The 24,342-nt window shown below is 60.9% G+C and carries 22 protein-coding genes and 1 pseudogene; 14 read left to right on the plus strand and 9 right to left on the minus strand.

The genetic code is table 11. The annotated features are described in order from the left end of the window. Positions 1-17: 17 nt before the first annotated feature. Positions 18-1,319, minus strand: a complete 1,302-nt coding sequence (locus tag B0G76_RS20725; RefSeq protein WP_120294214.1) for an NRAMP family divalent metal transporter — start codon at positions 1,317-1,319, stop codon at positions 18-20. 92 nt (positions 1,320-1,411) lie between these two features. Beyond that, on the minus strand, positions 1,412-3,025 hold the full coding sequence (locus tag B0G76_RS20730) for an oleate hydratase (RefSeq protein ID WP_259460855.1): 1,614 nt from the start codon (positions 3,023-3,025) through the stop codon (positions 1,412-1,414). A gap of 377 nt (positions 3,026-3,402) precedes the next feature. Between B0G76_RS20730 and B0G76_RS20735 the strand changes: the two genes are divergently transcribed. Next, positions 3,403-4,236: a potassium channel family protein gene (locus tag B0G76_RS20735; RefSeq protein WP_120294216.1), complete on the plus strand. Its 834-nt coding sequence runs from the start codon at positions 3,403-3,405 to the stop codon at positions 4,234-4,236. Positions 4,237-4,316: 80 nt separating this feature from the next. Here B0G76_RS20735 and B0G76_RS20740 read toward each other — a convergent pair whose 3' ends face one another. Beyond that, positions 4,317-5,438 carry a PAS domain-containing sensor histidine kinase gene (locus B0G76_RS20740; RefSeq protein WP_259460660.1) on the minus strand — a complete coding sequence of 374 codons (1,122 nt, stop codon included), beginning with the start codon at positions 5,436-5,438 and terminating at the stop codon, positions 4,317-4,319. Positions 5,439-5,842: 404 nt separating this feature from the next. Between B0G76_RS20740 and B0G76_RS20745 the strand changes: the two genes are divergently transcribed. From B0G76_RS20745 to B0G76_RS20790, 9 genes are all read left to right on the plus strand, one after another. Further along, complete coding sequence (locus B0G76_RS20745; RefSeq protein WP_120294218.1) at positions 5,843-6,178, plus strand: hypothetical protein; 336 nt, start codon at positions 5,843-5,845, stop codon at positions 6,176-6,178. 76 nt (positions 6,179-6,254) lie between these two features. Continuing rightward, a complete protein-coding gene (locus tag B0G76_RS20750; protein ID WP_120294219.1) occupies positions 6,255-6,713 on the plus strand; it encodes a universal stress protein in 459 nt (152 codons plus the stop codon). A gap of 131 nt (positions 6,714-6,844) precedes the next feature. After that, positions 6,845-7,591 (plus strand): beta-ketoacyl-ACP reductase, encoded by a 747-nt coding sequence (locus tag B0G76_RS20755; RefSeq protein WP_120294220.1) that lies wholly within the window; start codon positions 6,845-6,847, stop codon positions 7,589-7,591. Positions 7,592-7,703: 112 nt separating this feature from the next. Next, a complete protein-coding gene (locus tag B0G76_RS20760; protein WP_120294221.1) occupies positions 7,704-8,744 on the plus strand; it encodes a zinc-dependent alcohol dehydrogenase family protein in 1,041 nt (346 codons plus the stop codon). A gap of 94 nt (positions 8,745-8,838) precedes the next feature. Further along, on the plus strand, positions 8,839-9,489 hold the full coding sequence (locus B0G76_RS20765; RefSeq protein WP_120294222.1) for a BON domain-containing protein: 651 nt from the start codon (positions 8,839-8,841) through the stop codon (positions 9,487-9,489). A 72-nt stretch (positions 9,490-9,561) separates the two neighbouring features. Further along, positions 9,562-9,798: a UDP-glucose 4-epimerase gene (locus B0G76_RS20770; protein WP_120294223.1), complete on the plus strand. Its 237-nt coding sequence runs from the start codon at positions 9,562-9,564 to the stop codon at positions 9,796-9,798. 232 nt (positions 9,799-10,030) lie between these two features. Beyond that, positions 10,031-10,720 (plus strand): CBS domain-containing protein, encoded by a 690-nt coding sequence (locus B0G76_RS20775; RefSeq protein ID WP_120294224.1) that lies wholly within the window; start codon positions 10,031-10,033, stop codon positions 10,718-10,720. A gap of 176 nt (positions 10,721-10,896) precedes the next feature. After that, positions 10,897-11,511 carry a LemA family protein gene (locus tag B0G76_RS20785; RefSeq protein ID WP_120294225.1) on the plus strand — a complete coding sequence of 205 codons (615 nt, stop codon included), beginning with the start codon at positions 10,897-10,899 and terminating at the stop codon, positions 11,509-11,511. Between the two features lie 85 nt (positions 11,512-11,596). Then, positions 11,597-12,073, plus strand: coding sequence for a universal stress protein (locus B0G76_RS20790; RefSeq protein WP_120294226.1), 477 nt, complete (start codon positions 11,597-11,599; stop codon positions 12,071-12,073). Positions 12,074-12,145: 72 nt separating this feature from the next. Here the strand turns inward: B0G76_RS20790 and B0G76_RS20795 are convergent, their stop codons facing one another. Next, positions 12,146-12,679 (minus strand): hypothetical protein, encoded by a 534-nt coding sequence (locus B0G76_RS20795; protein WP_259460661.1) that lies wholly within the window; start codon positions 12,677-12,679, stop codon positions 12,146-12,148. Between the two features lie 552 nt (positions 12,680-13,231). Here B0G76_RS20795 and B0G76_RS20800 point away from each other — a divergent pair. From B0G76_RS20800 to B0G76_RS20815, 4 genes are read left to right on the plus strand one after another with little or no spacing between them, the layout of a single operon-like run. Beyond that, a complete protein-coding gene (locus B0G76_RS20800) occupies positions 13,232-13,939 on the plus strand; it encodes an ABC transporter ATP-binding protein (RefSeq protein ID WP_120294227.1) in 708 nt (235 codons plus the stop codon). Beyond that, on the plus strand, positions 13,936-15,021 hold the full coding sequence (locus B0G76_RS20805; protein ID WP_120294228.1) for an HlyD family secretion protein: 1,086 nt from the start codon (positions 13,936-13,938) through the stop codon (positions 15,019-15,021). Before B0G76_RS20800 ends, B0G76_RS20805 begins: the two co-directional genes overlap by 4 nt. Next, the gene (locus B0G76_RS20810) at positions 15,021-16,547 is read left to right on the plus strand and encodes an efflux transporter outer membrane subunit (protein WP_120294229.1); all 1,527 of its coding nucleotides are present in this window, start codon (positions 15,021-15,023) and stop codon (positions 16,545-16,547) included. Before B0G76_RS20805 ends, B0G76_RS20810 begins: the two co-directional genes overlap by 1 nt. Beyond that, entirely contained in the window at positions 16,544-17,686 is a 1,143-nt protein-coding gene (locus tag B0G76_RS20815) for an FtsX-like permease family protein (RefSeq protein WP_120294230.1), read from the plus strand. Before B0G76_RS20810 ends, B0G76_RS20815 begins: the two co-directional genes overlap by 4 nt. A gap of 30 nt (positions 17,687-17,716) precedes the next feature. Here B0G76_RS20815 and B0G76_RS20820 read toward each other — a convergent pair whose 3' ends face one another. The 5 genes and pseudogenes from B0G76_RS20820 to B0G76_RS20840 all read right to left on the minus strand — a co-directional run bounded on the left by B0G76_RS20820 (position 17,717) and on the right by B0G76_RS20840 (position 24,340). Then, a complete protein-coding gene (locus tag B0G76_RS20820; RefSeq protein ID WP_120294231.1) occupies positions 17,717-20,395 on the minus strand; it encodes a bifunctional acetate--CoA ligase family protein/GNAT family N-acetyltransferase in 2,679 nt (892 codons plus the stop codon). A gap of 9 nt (positions 20,396-20,404) precedes the next feature. After that, positions 20,405-20,617: a hypothetical protein gene (locus B0G76_RS43915; protein WP_259460662.1), complete on the minus strand. Its 213-nt coding sequence runs from the start codon at positions 20,615-20,617 to the stop codon at positions 20,405-20,407. Between the two features lie 358 nt (positions 20,618-20,975). Next, positions 20,976-21,737: an enoyl-ACP reductase FabI gene (gene fabI / locus B0G76_RS20830; protein WP_220700794.1), complete on the minus strand. Its 762-nt coding sequence runs from the start codon at positions 21,735-21,737 to the stop codon at positions 20,976-20,978. 8 nt (positions 21,738-21,745) lie between these two features. Beyond that, entirely contained in the window at positions 21,746-22,939 is a 1,194-nt protein-coding gene (locus tag B0G76_RS20835) for an acetate/propionate family kinase (protein ID WP_120294233.1), read from the minus strand. Continuing rightward, positions 22,936-24,340: pseudogene (locus tag B0G76_RS20840) on the minus strand (bifunctional enoyl-CoA hydratase/phosphate acetyltransferase). The gene B0G76_RS20835 and the pseudogene B0G76_RS20840 overlap by 4 nt, the downstream one beginning before the upstream one ends. Positions 24,341-24,342: the final 2 nt, after the last annotated feature.

Here is a 24,342-nt window from a genome sequence, read left to right on the forward strand (position 1 = left end):
AAAGGCGATTGGACCGTCTATGATGGCAGCAGCATCAGGACAGTGGCCGCGCCCATCACCAGCGTAGCGATCGAGCCCAGAATGATGAGCGGCCGGCTCGCGGTGAACGCACCCATGACCGACTTTCTGGACACGAGGATCAGAATCACGACCATCAGCGGCACGGCCACGACGCCGTTGATGACCGCGCTCCAGAACAGCGCCTTCATCGGACTGATCGGCGAATACTGGATGGCGAGTGCCGCCAGCACGCTGACGGCGATGATGGCGTAGAACCCGCGTGCATCGCGCACCTTACGCTCCAGACCCTCACGCCAGCCCATCGCCTCGGAGAGCGCGTAAGCGCCGGAGCCGGCGAGCACCGGCACGCCGATCAGGCCGACGCCGAGGATACCCAGCGCAAAAAGGATGTAGGCAAAATTGCCGGCAAGCGGCCGCAGCGCGCTCGCGGCTTGCGCTGCGGTGGTGATGTCGGTCACACCGGCCACATGCAGCGTGACGGCGGTCGCCAGAATGATGAAAAAAGCCGTGACGTCCGAATAGAACATGCCGGTCCACGTGTCCCAGCGAATGCGTCGAAGCTCCGTGGGCGCCGCACGCGCGTCATTCACAAGCGCGACACTGCCGCCATTCGCCTGCATCTCTTCGACTTCTTCGGATGCCTGCCAGAAAAAGAGGTAAGGGCTGATCGTCGTGCCGAACACGCCAACGATCACTGCCGCCGCGTTGGCGTTCAACGTAAGATGCGGCGACAGCGCGCGCAGCGCGACTTCGCTCCACGGCACGTGAACCGTGAATAGCACGGCGGCATAGGCGAGCAGCGAGACGGTCAGCCACTTCAGAAAGAAGACGTACCGGTGGTAGGGGACGAATACCTGCAACAGCAGTGTTCCGAACACGAAGCAGGCCGTCATCAAATGGCGGTCGATACCACTCACGAGTTCCGCGACTTCACCCATGGCGGCGACGTCGGCAGCGATATTCAGGACATTGGCGACGAGCAGCAACAACACGACGCCCTGAAGCACGACCTGCGGGAATGCGCTCTTGATGTTGGCGGCGAGCCCTTTACCGGTTACCCGGCCGAGGTTCGCGCACATCGCCTGGACGGCTGCCATCAACGGGAAGGCGAGCGGCATCGTCCAGAGCATGTTCAGGCCGAACTGCGCGCCTGCCTGCGAATAGGTGGCGATGCCGCTCGGGTCGTCATCGGCGACACCGGTGATGAGGCCCGGGCCGACGCGTGCGAGCGGATGCTCCTTCAGACGCCCAAGAAGCGCACGAAAGCTATTGATCTGCGGCGGCCCGTTGATGTCCACTACATTACCTCGCTGAAAGACGTTGACGCGGTTTTCTTCGAGAGCGGCGCACCTGGGCCGCACGGTTCCAGCGGGAAGCAGGATAGCGAGCGTTAGCGGTCACGCAACGCTGAAAACGCCTTGTACACGATTCGCGGATCGTGCTGGCCTTTGTAGACGTCTGGCGCCGCAAGATCGAGTCCGAGTAGCGCGTACACCGCATTCTGCGCTGAACGGATCGAGTATTCGACGGTGAAGACGACATCGTCGGGCAGCTCGCAGAACTGCCCCGTGAACGCGAGATTTTGCCAGCCGTCAGGGCTCACGTGCGGCCGGTCGCCCTTGCTGCGCGGCATGAACTGGCTCGTGATGAACGGCATCAGGCAGGGAATGCAGTTGGCGTGTTCGAGAATACGCGCTGCTTCTGCTTCGATCCGCAAATGGCCAAGGATTTCGGTCAGAATTTCGTGGCCGCTGCATGCCGACATCGGCTTCCCGACGAAGTCGCCGGGCTGGTCGACCCGCAAGCCGTAGCCCCACAGCACCTCCACGCCCGCGGGTTGACCGATGAAATGCGGCTGATGCGGCAACACGATGGACGCGAGCCAGCTCGACTCGGGAAAGGTAATCAGCCCGCCTTCACCCGGCACATTGCCGGTCAGGTCGCGGATCAGCCGAAACAGCGCCGGGTCGCGCAACGTGACCGTGAATGACAGCCACTTCGACTCGTCGATATGATCCGCGAAAACGGAAGGGTGACCGAATTCGGGCCGACCAGCCGCGATCGTCTTCCACAGAGCCCAGGCGCCAGTGCTGTCGACGGTAGTCAAAGGCGCGGGGTGATCCATGCTGCCGAGGCTGGAGCCGGCGGTCATCGATCCGAGCGTGACGATGACCTTGTCTGCCGTCGCGACCGGTATCTCGAGGCGCCGATGCGCGGATTCACAGACAATGCCGCGGACGCGGTTCTCCGCGCCGCTTTCGTCGAACAGCAGATCGGTAACCTGGATGTTCGGCCGGAACGCAACGCCATGCTCGTCCAGCCAGCGGCGCAGTGGCAGGATCATCGAATCGTACTGGTTGTAGACCGTGCGCATGATGCCGTGCAACTGGTTGAATCCGGAGGACATATGCGCGAAGCGCAGGAGATAGCGCCGGAACTCGACCGCGCTATGCCACGGCTGGAACGCGAACGTCGTACACCACATCAACCAGAAATTGGTTTCGAAGAAAGACACATCGAAGTGATCGGAAATGCGACTATTGCCGAGCATGACTTCTGGTTCGATCGACAGGCGGCCCAGCGTCAGCAAGTCATGTTCATCCAGCCCGTACGCGGGCGTATCTTCGCGGTTGCCGTTTCTGACGAGCCGCGACCTGGACGAGGTGCTGATGGTTTCGTTCCACTCGAATATTTCCTGCGTGACGCTTTTGCTGCCGTCCAGAGCCGGAATCGACGAGAACAGATCATAGGTGCACAGATACTTGCTTTCGAGCATGCGTCCGCCGCGCACGACGTAGCCGCTTTCCGCCGAACCCGAGCCGTCGAGGCTGCCGCCAGGTTTGTCGAGCGCTTCCAGAATGGTAATGTTGCAGCCGCGTACGTGCCCATCGCGGATCAGGAAGGCCGCTGCCGCTAACGAAGCGATGCCGCCGCCGACGAGGTAGAACTTGCCGTCCTCTGCATCGTAGCTATCAACTTCAGCGGTCCGGTACCGTTCGGGAATCTGGTCAGAGTTTTGCACGTCAATATTCCTTTTAATGTTCGTCGCCATCCGAATGTCGCGGTCTGCCCAAATGCGCACTCCGGACGTCGATCCAACATACCCGCCGCGCCGGCGTTCCGATTGAGTTGGATCAAGTAGCGGTCATCAGGACGTGGCCTTACATCGCGCGATCTGGTTCGCGTGCTGCTGGCATTTGCAGGCTTTGTGGCGGCACATCTCGCAACCTTATGATCCGTATCAAAGTCTGCCGGGGCCGAACTCTTACGCTGGAGCAGCAGGTGGCGTCGTCCCAATTACCAAAGCGGCGATGTCATGTACGGGCGCTGGACGGGATTGGCGTTGCAATTGAGCGTCGTAACCTCAGAGGCGGTGGCGAGATGAACGATGGTTTTCGCGTAGCCGGCCTGGGCGGTGTCGATCCGCATGACGACGCACGGGCGGTACGCACATGGCGTTGGTTGCAGTGGATCCTGTTTGGCTCCAGCCTGCTCGCCATTCCCGCGTTTTATTTCGAACTGGCCGTTGACTCGCCCATGCTTCATCAGATGGGCCGGGCGTTATACGTGTGCATGTTGGCCGGCTTCGCCGTTTCACTGACCTGGATGGTGCATCTGAGCCGCAAACCCAGGCGCTTTCTCATGCGAAACCGCTATGACGTTCTGATCGCGATTGGAGCCGCGACCAGCGTCGCATGGGGCGTTACCCCCTGGTCGTCACTCGAGTGGGTTCTGCGGATTCTGTTTATGGGCCTGGTGGCGGCGCGACTAGTGGTGTCGCTGCGCGGATTCTTCACGCCCAACCGATTGTTTTTGCTGCTCGTAACTGCAGCGGCGCTGCTTGCTTCGGCGGGAGCCGGGTTTTACTGGCTCGAACCGGGCGTGCACACCTACGCCGAAGGCGTCTGGCTCGCATTCGAAAGCAGCGCAACTGTCGGGTACGGAGACATGGCGCCGACTACCCCGGCATCGCGTGTCTTTGCCGCTTTCGTCGTGTTGCTCGGCTATGGTCTGATATCGCTGGTGTTCGCCAGCATTGCAGCCATTTTCGTCGAACAGGAAGAGCGTCTGCTGCGCCGTGAGATGCATCGCGACATCAAGACTTTGCAAGCGGAAATCGCTTCGCTGCGCAGAGAAATAGGCAGCCTGGGCGCCAAAGCGCATGTCGATGACGGTCCTGTTGAGCGAGATCCAGCTTCCGGCGCACACGATTGAGCCATGTGGATCCGCTGCCGTGTGAATCCGCGCGGGCGGAATGATGCATGCGCCGCTGACGCATCCAAACGGAAATCACCTCAGCGTGTTCGTGCCTGGTCTGACTGGATCGCGCTTAGCGGAATATGAGCTGCAATCCGGAAACCGGCGCCCGGCGCGCTATCTATCAGAACGAAGCCGCCAAGCTGACGCGCGCGCTCACGCATGCCAAGCAGACCGAACGAGCGTGGCTTGCGCTCGCCGTCGATCTCGGCGCCGCGGCCGTCATCTTCAATGCGTACCGTGCAGGTATCCGTGCTCGCGGAAATGGCAATCCGCACTTCGTTTGCGTGGGCATGCTTCGCCACGTTCGTCAGCGCTTCCTGCACGATGCGGAAAATCGCGGTGGAGGCAGATTCCGTGAGTGTGGCATCGTCAACGTGAACCTGAACGGTGGTCTTCGCGTCGTAGCGATGCGTGAAGTCGTCAGCAAGCCACTCAAGCGCAGCGGTCAGACCGAGGTCGTCCAGCATTGGCGGGCGCAGGTTGGAGGCGATCCGCCGCAGCGATGCCATCATGGTGTCGATCTGCCGCTGCAGGTCGCCCGTTGCGGCGAGCGCGGCAGGGCTCTCGTTGCTGGCTGTCAGTTGTCCTTCCAACGCCGCAATGCCCATTTTTAGCGCCGTGAGTTGCTGGCCCAGATCGTCGTGCAATTCGCGGGCGATGCGTTTTTGCTCGTCTTCGCGCGTACTCTGAATCTGCGCGGATAGCTCGATGGCATGCTCGAGTTCGGCAAGCCGCACGCGTTCGGTCATATCGCGCGTGACCTTGGCAAAGCCGAGTAACGCGCCGGACGGGTCATAGACTGCGGTGATCGTGACGTCTGCCCAGAAACGCGATCCGTTCCGGCGTACGCGCCAGCCCTGATCTTCGGCTCTGCCGCGCGCCGTAGCAAGGGCCAGTTCACGACCCGGCTTGTCCGCGGCGACGTCTTCTGGTGTATAGAAGAGCGAAAAATGGCGCCCGATGATTTCGTCGGCGGAATACCCTTTGATTTTCCGGGCGCCGCTGTTCCAGCTCGCCACGCGGCCCGCCGGATCGAGCATGAAAATCGCGTAATCCTGTACAGCATCGATCAGTAACTGATAGCGATCCTCCAGCGGGACGTCGGAGTCGTTCGCCGCGCCAGCTTTGCGCTTCGCATCATTCCATTCGAAATCCACCGGCATCTCCAGACGAACGTTGTAAGCCACCGGACGAACGGCGGGACAGCGTGACGCCCGTAGCTTACGCCGTTTGCCGGCTGCCGGCCGAAGGCCCGGAACATGTGGCAGCCCGGTGTGCGGCTAGCCAATGCGTTGACACAGGTCAACTATCACGCGCCGTTCGCGCCGATCATTCAATCATGCCGGCAAGCATACGTGGCTATCGGGGCGACCTGATTGCGAAGAGTGGAAAGCCCGACAGGCCGCGCACACCCGACGAACGAAACTGAAGTTCCGCAAAGAAGCCGTGGAATCAATAGCGTCGCCGGACATTGCCAGCAACGATATACCGCCGATCTTACTGCAGTCGCGAAAGAGGCCGGCCTCACCAGAGAAATCGCGGCATGTCTGGGAGAACAGAGATGGGTGTCGGCATGCAAATCGTTTATCTCGGCTTTGCCGGGACGTCGCAGATCGAGGGCGAGGCGGCTACCCAACTGGTACGCCTCGAACGGTTCAGCAGGTCTATCGCGGGTTGTCATCTGGCGATCGAGGCTATTCGTGAACGGTCGGGAGTTACCGGAGCCAGCGCACCCTCTGCTGAGATTCGCCGTCCGGTTTTCGACGCGCGGCTTGATCTGATCATGCGTAGTGGAGAACTCGTCCCGATCGAGCATTGCCTGAATGCCGATCCAAACATAGCGGTCCGGGCCGCGTTCGATGTCGCTGAGCGGAAACTCGACCGACGCCCGGTTTAAACACGGTGTCAGGAAAGCTTGTGTCCGTTGCGGCGCTATGCCTGTTTTTCCTGTCGCCTCAATGAGGAGGGGAGTCATGTACGCAAATATTCTGGTGGCAGTGGACGGCAGTGAAGCGTCGAAGTATGCGGTGAACGAGGCCATCCGCATCGCCAAACTGTCGGGCGGCAAGCTGACGGCAGTCCATGTGCTGGACCAGTCCGCGGCATTCACGTATGCGGGTGCCTGCGATCCGCATCTGCTGACCGACACGGCGCGGCAGGTCGGACGCGGGTTCCTCGACAAGGCTTGCGCAAAGATGCGGGAGTTCGCTGTGACGGGTGATTCCGAGATCATCGAGACGCAAGGTATCGGCGAGGACGTTGCCACTTGCCTCGCTCGCTGCGCCGCTCAGTTCCGCGCGGACCTCGTCGTGATGGGCACGCACGGGCGGCGCGGCATGCGACGCATGGTAATCGGCAGTGTCGCGGAGCGTTTCGTGCGGCAGTCGACGTGTCCCGTGTTGCTGATCAGGGAGAACTGGACCGGTGCCTGACTGTCGTTCTGGCAGGCGTGGTGGCCGTTCACTTTCAACATGTACCGCGGAGCGCCGCACGTTTGATACACATCAATCGGTCTCTGAGAGCGTCGCGTAGATTGAATGAACTTCAACGCAAGGAGAACACCATGTCGGCTAAGCGAGTCGCCTTTGTCACCGGCGGAATGGGCGGGCTCGGCGCCGCCATCAGTCGGCGCTTGCATGATGCCGGCATGGTCGTTGCCATGTCGCATTCCGAGCGCAACGATCACGTCGCCACCTGGCTCATACATGAACGCGACGCCGGACGCCGCTTTCAGGCATACGAGGCGGACGTGACCGAATTCGACTCATGCGCGCATTGTGCCGAACGTGTGCTCAACGAGTTTGGCACGATCGATGTTCTTATCAACAATGCAGGTATCACGCGCGATTCGACCTTCGCCAAGATGAACAAGGACGATTGGGATGCAGTGCTGCGCACCGATCTCGATTCACTGTTCAATATGACCAAGCCATTGCTAAAGGGAATGGTCGAGCAACGGTTCGGACGTATCGTCAATATCGGTTCGGTGAACGGCGCTCGCGGCGCATTCGGTCAGACTAATTACGCGGCGGCCAAGGCCGGCATTCACGGCTTCACGATGTCGCTTGCGCTAGAGGTCGCGAAACATGGCGTGACGGTCAACACGGTATCGCCTGGTTATCTGGCGACTGCGATGACCGCCGCGATTCCCACGGACGTCATGGATACAAAAATATTGCCGCAAATTCCAGTTGGCCGACTCGGTCAGCCCGATGAGATCGCGGCGCTCGTGGCGTTTCTCTGTTCGGACGACGCGGGTTTCGTCACGGGCGCAGATTTCGCGATCAACGGCGGCATGCATATGCGATGACTGTGGAAGTCCGCACGATGGTGCGCTTGGAAGACACGGATCGGCGGATGCGGCGTTCACTCTCCCAAAGTCTGTCATTCAGCACGCTCGTTTCGATTAACGGAGGCAGTACATGAAAGCGCTTGTGTATCACGGTCCCGGCAAGAAATCACTCGACGAACGGCCCATTCCGCAGCTCGTTGCGCCTACCGATGCCATTGTCAAGGTAACACGCACGACGATTTGCGGCACCGATCTGCATATTCTGAAAGGCGATGTGCCGACCTGCGAGCCGGGGCGCGTACTCGGCCATGAGGGGGTCGGGATCGTGCAGCAGGTCGGTTCGGCTGTGTCGTCGTTCAAGCCGGGCGACCGGGTGTTGATCTCGTGCATTTCGTCTTGTGGAAAATGCGATTATTGCCGGCGGGGCATGTATTCACACTGCACCACCGGCGGCTGGATTCTCGGTAACAAGATCGATGGCACTCAGGCCGAATATGTGCGTATTCCGCACGCCGACACCAGCCTGTACCCGATTCCCGCCGGTGCCGACGAAGAGGCGCTGGTGATGCTGTCGGATATCCTTCCGACCGGTTTCGAGTGTGGTGTTCTGAACGGCAAGGTGCAGCCCGGCAGCACGGTGGCGATCGTCGGGGCGGGACCGATCGGTCTTGCAGCGTTGCTGACCGCCCAGTTCTATTCGCCCGCACAGATTGTGATGATCGATCGCGATCCGAACCGTCTTGAAGTCGCGCGCCGCTTCGGCGCGACTGCATGTATCGACATTGACCACGCCGATCCGGTTTTCGAAGTGATGAAGCTGACCGAGCAGAAGGGCGTCGATTGTGCGATCGAGGCGGTTGGCATACCCGCAACGTTCGAGTTGTGCGAGGCGCTAGTCGCGCCCGGTGGCGTGATCGCGAATGTCGGTGTGCACGGCGTCAAGGCCGATCTGCATCTCGAAACGCTGTGGGATCGCAACATTGCGATTACGACGCGTCTCGTCGATACCGTCAGCACGCCGATGCTGCTCAAGACCGTTCGCGCCGGCCGTATCGATCCGGCGAAACTCATTACACACCGCTTCCAGCTCGAGGATGTCGCCAGTGCTTACGACACGTTCAGCCGTGCGGCCGAGACGCATGCACTGAAGGTCATCATTGAGGTCGCCTAGGCCGCGTCGCTTCGGCGCCGCGTCACGCCGGCGGCTGCACGCAGAGGCGCGGCCGTATTGTTGGAAGCCTTTGCAACCCATCAAGGAGCAGGCAATGAAGTCGGACACGGAATTGAAACGGCAGGTCGAGGACGAACTCGTCTGGGATCCGGCAGTGGACATCACGGATATCGGCGTTGAAGTGCGCGACCGTGTGGTGACGCTGTCCGGGCACCCAACCAGCTACGCCGAGAAACTCGCGGCGGAAAAGGCTGCGCAACGAGTGGCCGGCGTGAAAGCGGTCGTGGTGGAGATGGACATCCGCTTGCAGCATAAGGACGTACGGACCGATGAGGACATCGCCAACGCAGTTCGTACCATCTTGCGCTGGACCGTCGGTCTGTATGAAGACGTTGTCAAGGTTCAGGTGGAGAAGGGCTGGGTGACTTTGAGCGGCGAGGCGGATTGTGCCTATCACAGCCATGTCGCCACGCGGACCGTTTCGCACATGCGCGGTGTGACGGGCGTGTCGAACATGATGCGTATCGGCGGTGACGCTGCCGCGCAGGATATCGGCAAGCAGATTAGCGAGGCGCTGCAGCGCCATGCCGAACGCGAAGCGAAACACATTGCTATCAAGGTACATGAAGGCACGGTAACGCTGACGGGTAAGGTCGATTCCCTCGCCGAGCGATCGGCCGTGCGCGGGGCGGCATGGTCGGCGCCGGGCGTGCATGCGGTCGTCGACGATCTGACGGTTGGCTAACTTGCCGCGCGGGGCCAGGCGCGTCGTTAGCGCGGCTTGGGCTTCGCGCGGCCGAGCAATCAGGAGTGACTCATGGCACTTTCGGGTAACGTCTGCGACAGCGATTGGTCGGTGTCGGCGGTCACGCATCGGGCAGATGGCGGCTTCGCCTGCGTGATCCAGCTTAGCCACAATACGCCGGAGGGCGTCTTCAAACACGAGTTCACGCACAGCAATATTTTCCCGACCGAGCGTGACGCGGTGCTCGCCGGGTTGCGCGAAGGCATGGTCTGGGTGCAACTGAAGATGTCGAAGACGCTATCGGTTTAGCCGCGTGAATGATCCATGTCAAATGGCAGGACCGCTTCCGCGCATAACCTGAATACACACGAAGCCAGATTGCCTGTCGCGTAACTTGCGCCTGGTGCCCACGGATGTGCGGTGCGTATGGTGTCGATGCGTATGCGCAGTATGGCAGGCGACTGCAGTACTAGCTGGTGCTGCGTAACGACGATCTGGCCTCGTAGGGAAACCGGGAATGAGACAGTTCAGGAGACTTGCCATGCGTGCATCCGATGTAATGACCAGCAACGTGATATCCGTCATGCCCGACATGAACGTGCGCGAAGTTGCGAAGATTTTTATCGATAAAGGAATCAGCGGCGCACCCGTTATGGATGCGGAAGGGCACGTCGTAGGCATGATCAGCGAAGGCGATCTGCTGCGCCGGGTAGAACTCGGCACCGACGCACATCAGCGGTCGTCGTGGCTTGAGTTTTTTTCGTCGACTGATGACGCCAGGGACTACATTAGGACACATGCGCCGAAAGTTAGAGACGTGATGACTGTCAAAGTCGTTTCTGTGAGCGAGGACACGCCTCTGGGCGAAGTGGCCGGCATTCTGGAAAAGCGGCATATCAAGCGGGTTCCCGTGACCAAGGCGGGTCAGCTTGTCGGTATCGTGAGCCGTGCCAATCTTGTTCAGGCATTGGCCAGCATTCCCGAAGAGCCGGTGGCGGACGAGGTCCTCTCGGATGCGGATATCCGTGCGACGCTGATGGGCGAACTGGCCGGCCACAAATGGGCCTTCGCCGGACGCAATATTGTCGTGAACGACGGCGTTGTGCACCTGTGGGGCATCTATCACTCGATGGAGGCAGTCGAGGCCGTTCGCGTTGCGGCAGAAAGCATTCCCGGAGTGAAGCGGGTGGAAGACCATACGGAACCTTATCCGGTGATGCCGGGAATATAAAAGGTCTGGCACGAAGCGCCGCCGAAGCGCTCGACGTCGCTGCGCTCGCTCAGGGGCGGCTTCATCCCGTCTATATTGTCAATCCCTGGTGCGTTTCTCCGTACGCCGGTTACTACGACCCTGATGCGTTCTGCAACGAGAGACCTGACTATGCCGACTCGCATCGAGGTTAAGACATGAGGAAAGCCATCGCATGGGCTGTCATGTCGTTCGTGGCCGTCGCTTTGCTAGGTGGCTGCCTGCCTCGCTTTGTTCCGGCGGACGATGTCGAGGTAAGCGCCGCTCTGAAGGAGGTCCTTCAGCAGTACCAGAAGCGTGCCGAGCTCGCCAGGGAACTGATCACGCTCGTACAACCCGTGGCGAATCGAAACGATGCATTGGTCGCGGCAGTGATGGACGCGCAAGCCGACCTGGACTGCATCCGGACAGCGCCGGAAACAATGGTTGATCGGGTTGCATTCGAGCGGTTTGAGATCTCACAACGACAATTGGGCGACGCGCTATCACGTCTTCTGGTCGAGTCCGGCAATGACAGGCGCTTTCACAAAGCCCCCCGCTTCAGGTCGCTGGCGAGGCAACTTGGGGGCGTCGACAGGCAGATCGACGTCGCACGACAGGCGTACGACGAGGCGGTCGACCGATATAACGCCAGCCTGAATGTCTTCCCGCGTGACGTTGAGGCGCGCATCCTGGCTGTGCACGAGCGGCCTGAATTCGGTCTTGCTGAGGGGACGACGACGCGGCAGCCTCGCACCGATTTCGGCTCGTTGCGCGGCTCGATGCGAGTGTGAAAGGCGCCGCTCCGATTACCTGCGCCACGGCAAGCAGCATCGAGCCGTCGAGAGGGCTTCCTGCAACGTCTATGAGGACCAGGTCATGTATCAGAAAATTGTCGTGGCTCTGGATGGTAGCGACTCATCCAGATGGGCGCTGTACGAAGCGCTCGAATTTGCTGAGCTCACGCAAGCGCGGCTTCACGCGGTTTATGTCGTCCATCCGTGGTGCATGTCCCGGTACGCGGGCTATTTCGATCCGGACGAGCTTCGTAAAGTGCTACGTGAAGACGGCCGCATTGCTCTCGAGGAGGCGCGCCGCGCTATGGCTGAGCGTGGCGTGCCCGGCGACACCGAGATCGAGGAGACCAGGGATGCAGCGGACGATATTCCTCACTGCCTCGCGCGTTGCGTGCAACGCCAGGGCGCCGGCCTGATGGTGATGGGCACACAAGGCCGGCGTGGAATAGCGCGATCGTTGCTGGGCAGCGTTGCGGAAGCGTTCTTGCGGCGTGCAGAAGTTCCGCTGCTTCTGGTCAGGTGCCCACAGGATCTGGACGAGATACCTTCGGGCCTGTAAGCCGCCGTCACCGCACCATCACTGCCCCTGGCGTTCGGTTGCCGACGCGCGCGATGGTGACATTCGCAGAAACTAGGCGGCGCGCAGTGGTCCCGTTGGCGCTGGACTGTGTTCGGTCTTCGCAGAGGAAAACGCGCCGTCTACCGTAGAGAGCACTGGCAAAGTAGCCTGCAAGGCCTGAGCAATGGAGACCGAAAGCCGATATCGGTTGAGATCGCTGGGTTTGCCGGTGACATCGAAAGTGCTGTAGCCCATCCTGGTGCTGCCATCGTCCGAATAGTCGCCCGTGTCTGCGATTAGAAGACTGACGATGGGCTTACCCGCCTTCCCGCCATCCTCTGGCAGGCACAGGTGAATCCGTGCGAAGAGATCGGGACATTCGCCGGATCGGTCCAGCACCTGTTCATAAACGGGGAAAAGCGTGAGACCGTGAAGCGTGACGGTAAAGCCGTGCTTGTCGCTCAATGCCTTGTACTCGATGCCTTTAAGTGCAAATCTCGGGTCCTCGTTCGGAGCCTCGAGCGCACGCGCAAGGGCCCGCACGGCGGCGTCGAGCGTCGCTGCGCGGGCCAGCAGATATACAACTTCTTCGTTGCGGTGGGACATGGCGAACTCCTTCTGGAATCGGTGAACACATTAGCGAAACAGAACCACGAGGTCGGCCAGGATCGGTACGGCCGTGCGTCGAAAGAGGTGAAGAAAGCCATGCAGCGCGCAAGCCTCATGACACGCGCATTTTTGCGTCGGCTGATCCCACCTTAGACCAGCGCGCAATGGGCGGATTGATACAAATCAACGGAGGAGCTTCTGCCCCTGTAGGGGCAATGCCAGGCCAGATAGGTAGGGGTAGGCCAGCATCTGAGCGCCGCTGCGGCCCTCGCACGCGAGCGGGCAGCCACCACTTCTTCACGCAAGGATGAAAGCATCGTGTATCGCTGGGCGTTCTGCTTTCGGGCCGATGCCAGTTCGAAAATTTCAGGGGATCCCGAGGGGGAATGATTCCTATGACCCTAATTGACCTAAATCAACGGTGTGGCCTCGTTTTCGGACACGATAGTTACTCATGTACGTAACGCAAAACGCCGCCCCATGGCTCGACGAAGCGGGCGCCGGATCAGAGGTCTTATTCAGCGCGGGCAGCGGCTACGGGTTCCCAGAATGATTGACCAAGCGAAACACGAAGCCATCGTAGCGGCCGGCCTGACCAAATGGTTCGGAGACGGTAGCACGAGAATGACGGCCGTCAACAGCGTGGATTTCGTTGCGCACTTCGGCGAAATGTTATTCATCGTCGGGCCGTCCGGCAGTGGCAAGACCACCTTGCTCAGCATGATCTCCGGCATCCTGCGACCCAATGCAGGCACGGTGAGAGTCAACGGCGACGACCTCTGGACATTGGACGACGACCGCCTGGCGGACTTTCGTCTGAATAGTATCGGCTTTGTCTTCCAGGACTACCATCTGTTTCCTCGACTCACCAGCGCCGAGAACGTCGCGATTCCGCTGATCCTGAAACATCAGGACTGGAAAGAATCCATCACGGCTGCGATGAAATGCCTTGAGGTCGTCGGACTGAAAAACCGCAGCGAGATATTGCCAGTCAAGCTCTCGGGGGGCGAACAGCAGCGTGTGGCGATCGCGCGTGCGATCGTGAGCGGTCCACAGATCCTGATTCTCGACGAGCCTACCGCTTCGCTCGACGGCGACACGGGAAGGATGATCATTGCCTTCGTCAAGGAGAAGATCCTCAATCAGAATCGTTGCATCGTCATCGTGACGCACGATGCACGCATCAACGAATACGCCGACCGGATCATCCATATGGAAGACGGGCGCATCACCGGTCTCGACAAGGGCACGGAATGAGAACCAGGATTATTTTTGCCCTTTCGATCCTCGGCATCCTGGCGGGACTGGCAGGCGCCTTTGTCTTCGGCATGCAGCGCAAGGCTGAACCGCCCGTTTTTACGCCGGTGAGCAACCCGTATGCGTCGGCAATCTACGCGGACGGCATTGTCGAAAGCGAACAGGTAGGCGGCCAGAACGTCAATATTTATCCGGAAGTGTCGGGCCCGATCACGCAGGTACTGGTGCACGAGGGCCAGCAGGTCACGGCGGGAACGCCGTTACTCAAGATCGACGATTCCGTGCAGATTTCCACTACCGAGCAACTGCACGCGCAGTCCGAGGCGGCGTGGGTTGCCTTGCAGGAACTCCAGGCACAGCCGCGCAAGGAAACTTTGGCGGTGACGAGGGCGCAGGTCGATCAGGCGCAGTCGAACCTCAAAGCCGCCCGCGATCAGTATGACAAGCGCCTTGCGTCTTACCAGATCGACAACCGGTCGATCAGCAAGGACGTGGTGGATACCGCGCAAGACGCGGTCGCCCAGGCGCAGGCCACGTTGGAGGTCGCGCAGCGGCAGTACGAACTGACGAGGGCGGGGGCGTGGAGTTACGACATCAGCAATGCACAAAAGCAGTATGAGGCGCTCACCCAGTCCTACAAGGCCGCTAGCGCGTTGCTGCAAAAATATACCGTCAGGGCGCAAGCCGCTGGGATCGTGTTGGCGCTCAACGGCACGCCCGGCAGCTATGTGTCGTCGCAGGGTGTGTACGACGCCTACACGCAGGGATTCGATCCACTGATCGTCATGGGCGCGTCGCAGGACTATCTGTCGGTGCGTTGTTACATCGACGAGATTCTCGTCTCGCGGCTGCCGGCTCCTGGGCACATCCAGGCGCAACTTTCGGTGCGCGGCACCGACGTCAAGGTGCCGCTGGAGTTCGTGCGTGTGCAGCCCTATGTTTCGCCAAAGATCGAGCTATCCAATCAACGCCAGGAAAAAGTCGATCTGCGCGTGTTGCCGGTGATTTTCCGCTTCAGGAAACAAGATCTTCCAATGGTTTATCCGGGCCTGCTGGTCGATGTCTTTATCGGGCCCAAGTAATGTCTTCGCTCATCCAGACATTCGCTAATGTGCTCACGCCGCGCGTCTCGCGGCGCTGCGCATTGCGCGGGGTTTTGCCCGGTGTGATGGCCGCAGCCTTGCTGGGTGCCTGCGCGGTAGGACCCAATTTCGGCCGCCCGGCGCCGCCAGCCGGGCATGCCTACACTCACGAGCCGCTAGCTGCGACAACAGTCACCGCCGATAGCGAGACGCAGCATTTCACGCCGGGCGCCGCGGTTCCGTTCGACTGGTGGCGCCTGTTCGGGTCGGCGCAACTGGACGCAAGCGTCGATGAGGCGCTCGCCCACAACCCGACGCTCGAGGCGTCCGAGGCTAGCTTGCGCGAGAGCCAGGACAATCTGCGTGCCGGTTACGGCGTGTTCTTTCCACAGATTGGCGCACAGGCGGAGGCCGTGCGCGAGCGCAATTCGCCGGGCACGAACGGTTTGGCCGGGCACGGCACGGTCTTCAATCTGATCACCGCAAGCGGCACCATCAGTTACGCGCTCGATGTGTTTGGCGGCAAGCGCCGAACCGTAGAAGGATTGCAGGCCCAGTCCGACTATCAGCGCTACCTGACCAAGGCTGCCTACCTCACGCTGACGGCCAACGTGGTGAATACCACGATCGCGCAGGCGGCCTATGCCGCGGAGATCCGCGCGACCGAGCAATTGATCGGCCTCGAGAAGCAGCAACTCGAGATCACCGAAGCCCAGGTGCGCGCCGGCACGTCTGCCTATGCGAGTGTGCTGAGCGTGCGCAGTCTGATCGCCACCAACCAGGCATCGCTTGCTCCCCTGAGGCAGAAGATCAGCGAGGCAGATCATCTGCTCGCGACGCTGGAAGGCCTGTTTCCCTCCGAAGCGAACCCGCCGGAAATCGACTTGAGTTCCCTCTCGCTGCCCAAAGACCTTCCCGTCAGCTTACCTTCCGAACTGGTGCGGCAGCGCCCGGATATTCTGTCTGCCGAGGCACAGTTGCATGCGGCCAGTGCCAACATCGGTGTGGCGACCGCAGCGATGTTCCCGAGCATTAACCTGAGTGGGACCTACGGCGCGGGCGGGACCAGCTTCGGCAATCTCTCGACGGACAGTTTCAGGTTCTGGAGCATCGGTCCGTCGATCACCATTCCGCTATTTCAGGGGGGCAGCCTGTGGTACGGTCGCAAGGCGGCGATCGATGCGTACCAGCAATCGCTCGCCAACTATCGGCAGACCGTGCTGGCCGCGTTCGAGCAGGTCGCCGACGCGCTGAAGGCACTGGAATACGACGCGCAGGCGCTGGAAGCGCAAGCGGAAGCGCAGCGCGATGCGTTAGGGGCGTTGTCCCTGCTGCAGGCCGGTTACCGCGCAGGGACCGTTGGCTACCTGGATGTCCTGATCGCCGACGTACAACTCCACCAGGCGACTATTGCCTATCTCCAGGCCGTCGCCCAGCGCCATCAGGACACGGTCGCCTTGTTCGTCGCACTCGGCGGCGGATGGTGGAACGGGCAGGGTGAAGCGAGCGGAGGCCAGGGATCATGAAGTACAGCGGCATCATGCGGATCGGCTTCAAGCTGCTGGTTAACGACCGGGCGAAGTTCTCTGCCTTACTGATTGGGATCACGTTCGCGGTATTCCTGATGATGCAGATGACCGCGATGTTCGCCGGCATCCTGAACCGCGCCTATTCGACGGTGACCAATATTGGCGCATCAATGTGGATCATGGACCCGGCCGTCAACACGCCGACGAGCCCCATTCCGTTGCCCGACTACCTGCTGGACGCAGCCCTCAGCATGGACGGCGTCGCTTACGCGGTGCCGCTCTATATCGGCGGTGCGCAGGTCAGACTCGCGGACGGGACGTATCAGGCGGTCAGTGTGGTCGGGCTGGACGATGCCAGTCTGTTCGGCCGCCCAGAAATCCAGCAGGGCAACATTCTGGATATCTATGCCGACGATGCATTCATGGTGGTAAAGGACTCGGAATTCTCGAAGCTGGAGAACCCGAAAATTGGCACGGCATTCGAGCTCAACGACCACCGCGGGGTGATTGTCGGCGTCGCGAGAGTCGCAGCCAATGGACTGAACGGCGTGCCGACGCTTTACACGACCTACAATCGGGCGATCCAGTACGTCCCGGGAACGCGCTTCACGATCTCCTATATCCTGGTGCAGGCGAAGAATGACGCCGCGATTGCAGGCATCAAACAGCAGGTGGCCAAACTCGGCTACGTTGCGCTGACCAAAAATGAGTTCAATCAGCATATTGCGAACTACTACACGTATCAGACGGGCATCGGTACCAACATCCTGTTGATGACCGTGATTAGCTTTATCGTGGGACTGTCGATCTCGGGCCAGACTTTTTACACTTTCATTCTGGAGAACCTCGACAAGTTCGGCGCGCTCAAGGCCATAGGCGCGAAGGGCCGTGAACTGGTGTACATGATCCTGTTCATGGCGACCTTCACGGCACTGACCGGTTATGGGCTGGGCGTCGGTCTGGTCACCGTGGTGATTTCGATCGCCAAGGTCTCGGTGCCCAACTACGCAGCCATTACGACGTTCTGGAACCTTGCGCTGGCGTTCGGCATGGTGTTGCTGATTGCCGGGATCTCCAGCTATATCGGCGTGCGGAAGGTCCTGAAGATCGAGCCGTTCGATATCTTCAGAGGATAGCGTTCCAGAAGACAGGTGGTGCTCATGCACTTACAAGGTTTTGCTGCAGAGTTTGAAATCCGGATCGTCCACGTAAATCTGGATCTGGAAGCCGAGGTTTTTCATCAGCTTCAGCATACCGGCATTTTTAACCAGCACCAGGCCATCGATTTCGCTCAGGCCTTTGTGGCGCGCGACGTCCATGATGGACAGCATCAGGCGCGAGCCGAGCCCCTGACCGTTGAATTCGTCATCCACGACTAGCGAGAACTCGCAACTGGTGAGGTCAGGGTTGGCGATGTAGCGCGAAACGCCGATCATGCGTTCCGTTTCGGTGAACTCGCCATCCGTGCCTGGCGTGCGCTCCTTGTAGACAGCAACGAGTGCCATTTCGCGGTCGTAGTCGATCAGCGTGTAGCGCGCCAGCATGGGTACCGACAGTTCGCGCAGCGATGAGACAAAGCGGTAGTAGCGCGACTGGTCCGACAGCTTGCGCACGAAGGACTGCAGCATGTCGGCGTCGTCCGGCTGAACAGGACGCAAAATGTATTGGCCACCACCAGGCATCGGCCATTCCTGCGTGTAGTTCGACGGATATGGCAGGATAGCCAGATGGTCGTAACGATGCAGCAAGGGTTGTGCATTGTCGATCACGATACGTGCGTCGACCGCCAGCGCGCCGGTTTCGTCGACGATCAGCGGATTGATGTCCATCTCGCGCAGTTGCGGCAGTGCGCACACCATTTCCGACACGCGCAATAGAATGTGCTCGATCGCCTCCTGCGGGGCGGCCGGCGCACCGCGCCATTCACCCAGCGTTTCAGCCGAGCGTACCCGCTGGATCAGGCGCTGCGACAGGAACTGGTTAAGCGGCGGTAACTCGACTGCGCGGTCGTTGATCAATTCGATCATGGTGCCGCCTGCGCCAAACGTGATAACCGGGCCGAATGGCTGATCGGTGACCATCCCGATATAGAATTCGCGCCCGTACTTCTTGCCGGACATTTTCTGAATGGTCACGCCGTTGATCTGTGCCTCTGGTCTGAGCCGGCGTACGCTCGCCATCATGTCGTTGTAGATATCGCGCACGCTGGTGGCGTTCAGGACGTTGAGGACGACGCCCTGAACATCGGATTTGTGCGGAATATCGGGCGAATCTATTTTCAGAGCGACCGGATAGCCGAGCTGGCTGGCAATCAGCATCGCTTCGTTGGCGTTGTGGGCCAGGATGGTTTGCGTGATCGGGATATGGAAAGCGGCCAACAGGGCTTTCGATTCCATTTCCGTCAGCACTTTGCGCCGCTCGGTCAGTACGCTTTCGATCAGGATGTGCGCGCCTGCCAGATCCGGCTTGGCAAGTTGCGACAGCGGCGGGGGCGTCTGTTGCAGCAGTTGCTGGTTCTCGTAGAACGAAGCGATGTTGCCGAAAGCATCGACCGCCGCCTCGGGCGAGCGGAAGGTCGCGATACCGGCGCTATTGATGATTTCCCGTGCCCCGGCGACCGTTTCATCGCCCATCCAGCAGGTCAGCAACGGCTTGCCGATGTTGGCGCTTGCGAGAACCAGCGCTTCTGCTACCGCAGCCGGGTCGACGTCCAGCCTGGGGGAATAGATGACGAGTATGCCGTCAACCTGTGCATCTCCGGCGCAGGCGGCGATGGCCGCCCGGTAGTGCTCCGGACCTGCTTCTTCCGACAGGTCCAGCAGGTTCGCCAGCACTGCGAGTGGCGGCAATTGCGGTAGCAAAGCGGCAGTCATGTCCGGTGACGGCCGCGCCAGCGCCAAGCCCAACTCAGTCAGCCAGTCAACTGCCAGTACGCCCGGGCCGCCGCCGTTGGTCACGATTGCCAGCCGCGACCCGACTGGACGATAGCGTGAGGCGAGACACTTGGCTGCGGAAAATAGCTGGGCGAACGATTTGACGCGCACGGCGCCGGCCCGGCGCAAGGCCGCATCGAACACCTCGTCACTGCCTATGATGTTGCCGGAATGGGTTAGCGCGACCTGTGATCCGGCGGCTTTGCGGCCGGCCTTGAGCACGACGACGGGCTTGGTGTTCGCCGTGGCCCGCAGGGCGCTGAGAAACCGGCGCGCGTCAGTGATGCCCTCCATGTAGATCACGATGCTTTGGGTGGCCGGGTCGGTTGCCAGGAAATCCAGGGTTTGAGCGAGGTCAACCGCGGAATTTGGCCCGAGCGACACCACAGTCGAGAAGCCCACCGCATTCTTGCTGGCCCAATCGAGTATCGAACAGGTTAGCGCACCGGACTGCGAGACGAGGGCCAGCGATCCCTCCCGCGCGAGTGGACCCGCGACGCTCGCGTTGATCTTCAGCCGGGGGCGCTGATAGCCAAGACAGTTCGGTCCCAGCAAATGAATGCCGTGTTTGCGTGCAATGGCGTGCAGCGCTTTGGCATGCGCTTCATCGACACCGGACGAAATGATCAGGGCGGCCTGACACTGGATACGCCCGGCGACTTCCAGTGCAGAGGGCAGTTCCTCTTCTGGCAGAGCAATGACAGCCAGATCGGCGCGCGAATGGGCCAGCTCGCCAAGCGTGCCGCTCATGCTCACATCAAGGAAAGTGACGGGTCCGGCGAAGCCGCTCTCCCGTATCAGGGCGCTCACGCCACGGCCGTAACGGCTTTGACTGTCCGCTTCGCCGGCCTTGCCGGCGAAGACCACAATGGAGGTGGGAGAGAAAAGCGGCGTCAGGTAGTGTTTGTCCATGAGAGGCGGTCAGGAATCCATATCAATGAGCACTCTCACATGCGCGGCCACACCGGCTGCGCGCAACGCCGCTGTGTATGTATAACGGTTCACGCTGGTGTCGGGATCGACGCGCACATAGCCCTCAAGCGGCGCCATGCTGGCGACAGAATGGATATACGGCAACGAGTGCGCCTGCGCCAATTGATCTTCGGTTGCCAGCGGCGCCTCGTATGCTTGCATACAGTCGAGCAAACCTTTTGATCAGCAACATATCGTGGATCGCGCCGATGCGGCCGGGCGACTCGGGATGCATGGGTCCCATTTCGTGTTTAACGCAATCGTGATGCGATATATAGGCGGGTAGCATTCTGGCCTGACCATGGTGACACTACTGCTGATAGACCCCGGTATAGGCCGCTAGCATCCCACTGACCCGTGCTATTCAAAGTGTTCCTGCTGGGTTCTATCCGGCGCCGCGCGTCGCATGGACGGGTTGATACAAGCCAACGAACCGACTGCAGCCGGCGACCGTTACCCTGGCAACCGCGCCGGGTGCCAAGGTGCTCGCGAAGTTGGGCGTTCTTCCAACTCGCTTGTTTCACGCCATGACATGGAAGCCCGCATCTGCATAGATCGTCGAGCCCGTCAGGGTCATACCGGCTTCGCTCGCGAGGACGGCCGCGATCCGGCCGATTTCCTCGACCGTGACGAGATGATGCGCCGGCGTGTGCGCACGAACGTCGTCAAGCAAGACGTCGAAGTGGTCGATGCCGGTCGCGGCGCGTGTCTTGACTGCGCCGGCGGAGATGGCGTGAACGTGAATACGGCGTGCCGCCAGGTCGGCAGCGAGATAACGCACGCTCGCCTCGAGTGCTGCCTTTACAGGACCCATGACGTTGTAGTGTTCGACCGCGCGCTCGGCGCCGTAAAAGCTCACCGTCATCAGGCTCCCGCCTTCGGTCATGAGGGGCAGTGCGAGCCTGGCCATGCGGATGAACGAGTGGCAGGAAACGTCCATCGCGAGCGCGAAGCCTTCGGCCGAGCAGTCAGCCAGACTGGCGTGCAGATCGCCGGCCGGTGCGAAGGCGATCGAGTGCAGCACGAAGTCTAGCCGCCCCCAGTCTTTCGCGATCCGTTCGAATACCGCTTCCAGTTGACCGGGAATGCGGACGTCGCAGGGCAAAACGATGCACGGCCCGAGCGCCTGCGCGACCGGGCGGACAAACGGCTCGGCCTTGTCGTTCAGGTACGTGATCGCCAACTCCGCGCCGGCCGCGCGAAACACGGTGGCGCAGCCCGTGGCGATGCTGTGCTCGTTGGCAATGCCGACAACCAGTCCGCGTTTGCCGGCCAGATCGATGATCGGCTTCATGTTTTCGCCTCCTCCTGATGGAGGACCGACACTGCCTCGCTGGCGATGATCTGCTCTTCGTCGGTTGGCAGCACGAGCACGGCCACCCGGCTGCGGGCGCTGCTGATGAGACGTGCGTTGCCGTCGTTCGCTTGGGGATCGAGTTCGACACCTAACCACGCGAGTCGCTCGCAGACAGCGCGGCGTGTCTCCGGCTGGTGTTCGCCGATTCCCGCCGTGAACACGAGGCTATCCAGGCCGCCGAGGCTGGTCGCGAGCCGCGCAGTTTCGCCCGCAATACGAAAAGCGAACAGATCCATTGCTTCGCGGGCCTCGGGCCGGTCACTCGCCAGCAGTTCGCGGCTATCGGCGCTGATAGCCGATACGCCGAGCAAGCCGGACTTTTCGTACAGCATTTTCTCGACCTCCTTGATGCTGAGGCCCTGCTGTTCAACCAGGTGCAGCACGACACCGACGTCGAGTGCGCCGCAGCGGGTGGCCATCGGAATGCCGTCGAGCGTGGAGAAGCCCATGCTCGTGTCGCAACTCTTGCCAGCTTCGAAGCCGCACAGGCTCGCACCGCTGCCCAGGTGCGCCGCAACGACCTTGCCGCGGGCGAGTTGCGGGAACTGATGGGCGAGCTGGCCAATCACGAACTGATAGGACAGGCCATGAAAACCATAACGCTTGACACCCTTGTCGAAGAGGTCACGCGGAATGGCAAAGCGGCGCACGAGATCCGTCTGTGTACGGTGAAACGCCGTGTCGAACGATGCCGACTGAACGAGATGAGGCCGCAGATGCCGGATTGCGCGAATGAGCCGGACACTCTGCGGTTGATGCAACGGCGCGAGCGGAACGAGTTCGGCGATCGCTGCGAGCGTGTCGCCATCGATTGCAACCGGTCCGGCAAAGCGATCGCCTCCGTGCACGACGCGATGCCCGACCGAAACGAGATCGTCGAGCGGGAAGTGGGTGGCGAACCATCCCAGCGTCTCGTCGAGCACGTCGTGCAGATCTTCGGTGACAGCCGCTTTAAGCGGAAGCTCACCGGTTTTGCCGCCATTGGTGAGATGAAGCCGCAGCGGCTGCTGCCGGAAATCGATCATGCCCTGACCGATTCTCGTGGCTTCACCGGTGGTGACGCTAAATAGCCCGATCTTGATCGTCGACGAGCCTGGGTTGAACGTAAGCAGCAGCGGCGTGCTCATGATCGGACAATCCCTCGCCGGTTATGTGCCGCCACCAGCTTGGCGAGGGCGGCAGAGGCCAGGCGCCCTCGCAGGGTGTCGGCACGGCTGGTCAGGATGATCGGAATACGCGCGCCAAGCACAATGCCAGCGCCGTCGGCGCCGGCGAAGTACATCAATTGCTTGGCCAGCATGTTGCCCGCTTCCAGATCGGGGACGAGCAGGATGTCAGCCTGACCGGCGACGGGCGAGTTGATGCCCTTGACTTGTGCTGCGGCCAGACTGATCGCATTGTCGAAGGCGAGCGGCCCGTCTACCAGAGCGCCGGTGATTTGTCCGCGCGCGGCCATCACGGTGAGCGCGGCGGCGTCGAGCGTGGTCTGCATTCTGGGGTTGACCGTTTCTTCGGCGGCCAGCACGGCGACGCGCGGCACTTCAACGCCCAGCACATGCAAAAGATCGATCGCGTTCTGGCAGATATCGCGTTTTCTGTTCCAGCGACGGCGCAATGTTGATGGCCGCATCGGTGACGATTAGCGGCTTCGAATACGCCGGCACGTCCATCGCATACGCGTGGCTGATCCTTCGCCCGGTCCGCAGATTCGACGATGATGCAACCACTGCGGAAAGCAGTTCGTCAGTGTGCAGGCTGCCTTTCATCAACGCGTCGACCTTGCCGGCGGCGCCCAGTTCGACCGCGCGGGCGGCAGCTGCATGGCTGTGCTCGACGGCTTCGATCGTTACACCTTCGAGGCTGACGTGAGCGGCCTCGGCGGCGGCGCGGATCCTGGCTTCCGGGCCGATCAGCAGCGGATCGAGCAAGCCTTCGTCACGTGCCTCGATAGCGGCCCTGATCGCATCCACCGAACACGGATGAACGATCGCCGTGCGTAGCGCGGGACTGGACCGGGCGTTGCGGATGAATGCTTCATACCGGTCGTGTCGGCGTACCGAGATATCCGGACGGACCTTCCGCGGCCAGACGACCGGCATGTTGGGTGCGATCACGGTAGCGGTGCCGAGCAGCACCATCTGGCCCTTCTGGTTGGTGCAACATGTATCGAGCAGGACGATGTGCTTCTCAGTGTGTTTCTCCTTCACGGTAACCGTGGTGGTGATGACGTCGCCTGGCACGACCGGACGCTGGAACTGCAGATTCTGATCGAGGTAGATGGTGCCGGGACCTGGCAGTTTCGTTCCGAGCACGGCCGAAATGAGACTGGCCGTCCACATGCCCTGCACGACCACGTGCCCGAACAGATCGCCTGATGCGAAGACGGCGTCGGTGTGGGCCGGATTGACATCGCCGGACATGGCGGCAAACAGGTCGATGTCGTTCTGTTCGGCAAGCCTGACGAGCGAAGCGGCTTCGCCGATCTCAAGCTGATCGAAGGTTCGATTTCGCAACAGGATGTCGTCCATGT

Origin of the sequence: Paraburkholderia sp. BL23I1N1, from assembly GCF_003610295.1 — a bacterium.
Lineage (GTDB): Bacteria > Pseudomonadota > Gammaproteobacteria > Burkholderiales > Burkholderiaceae > Paraburkholderia.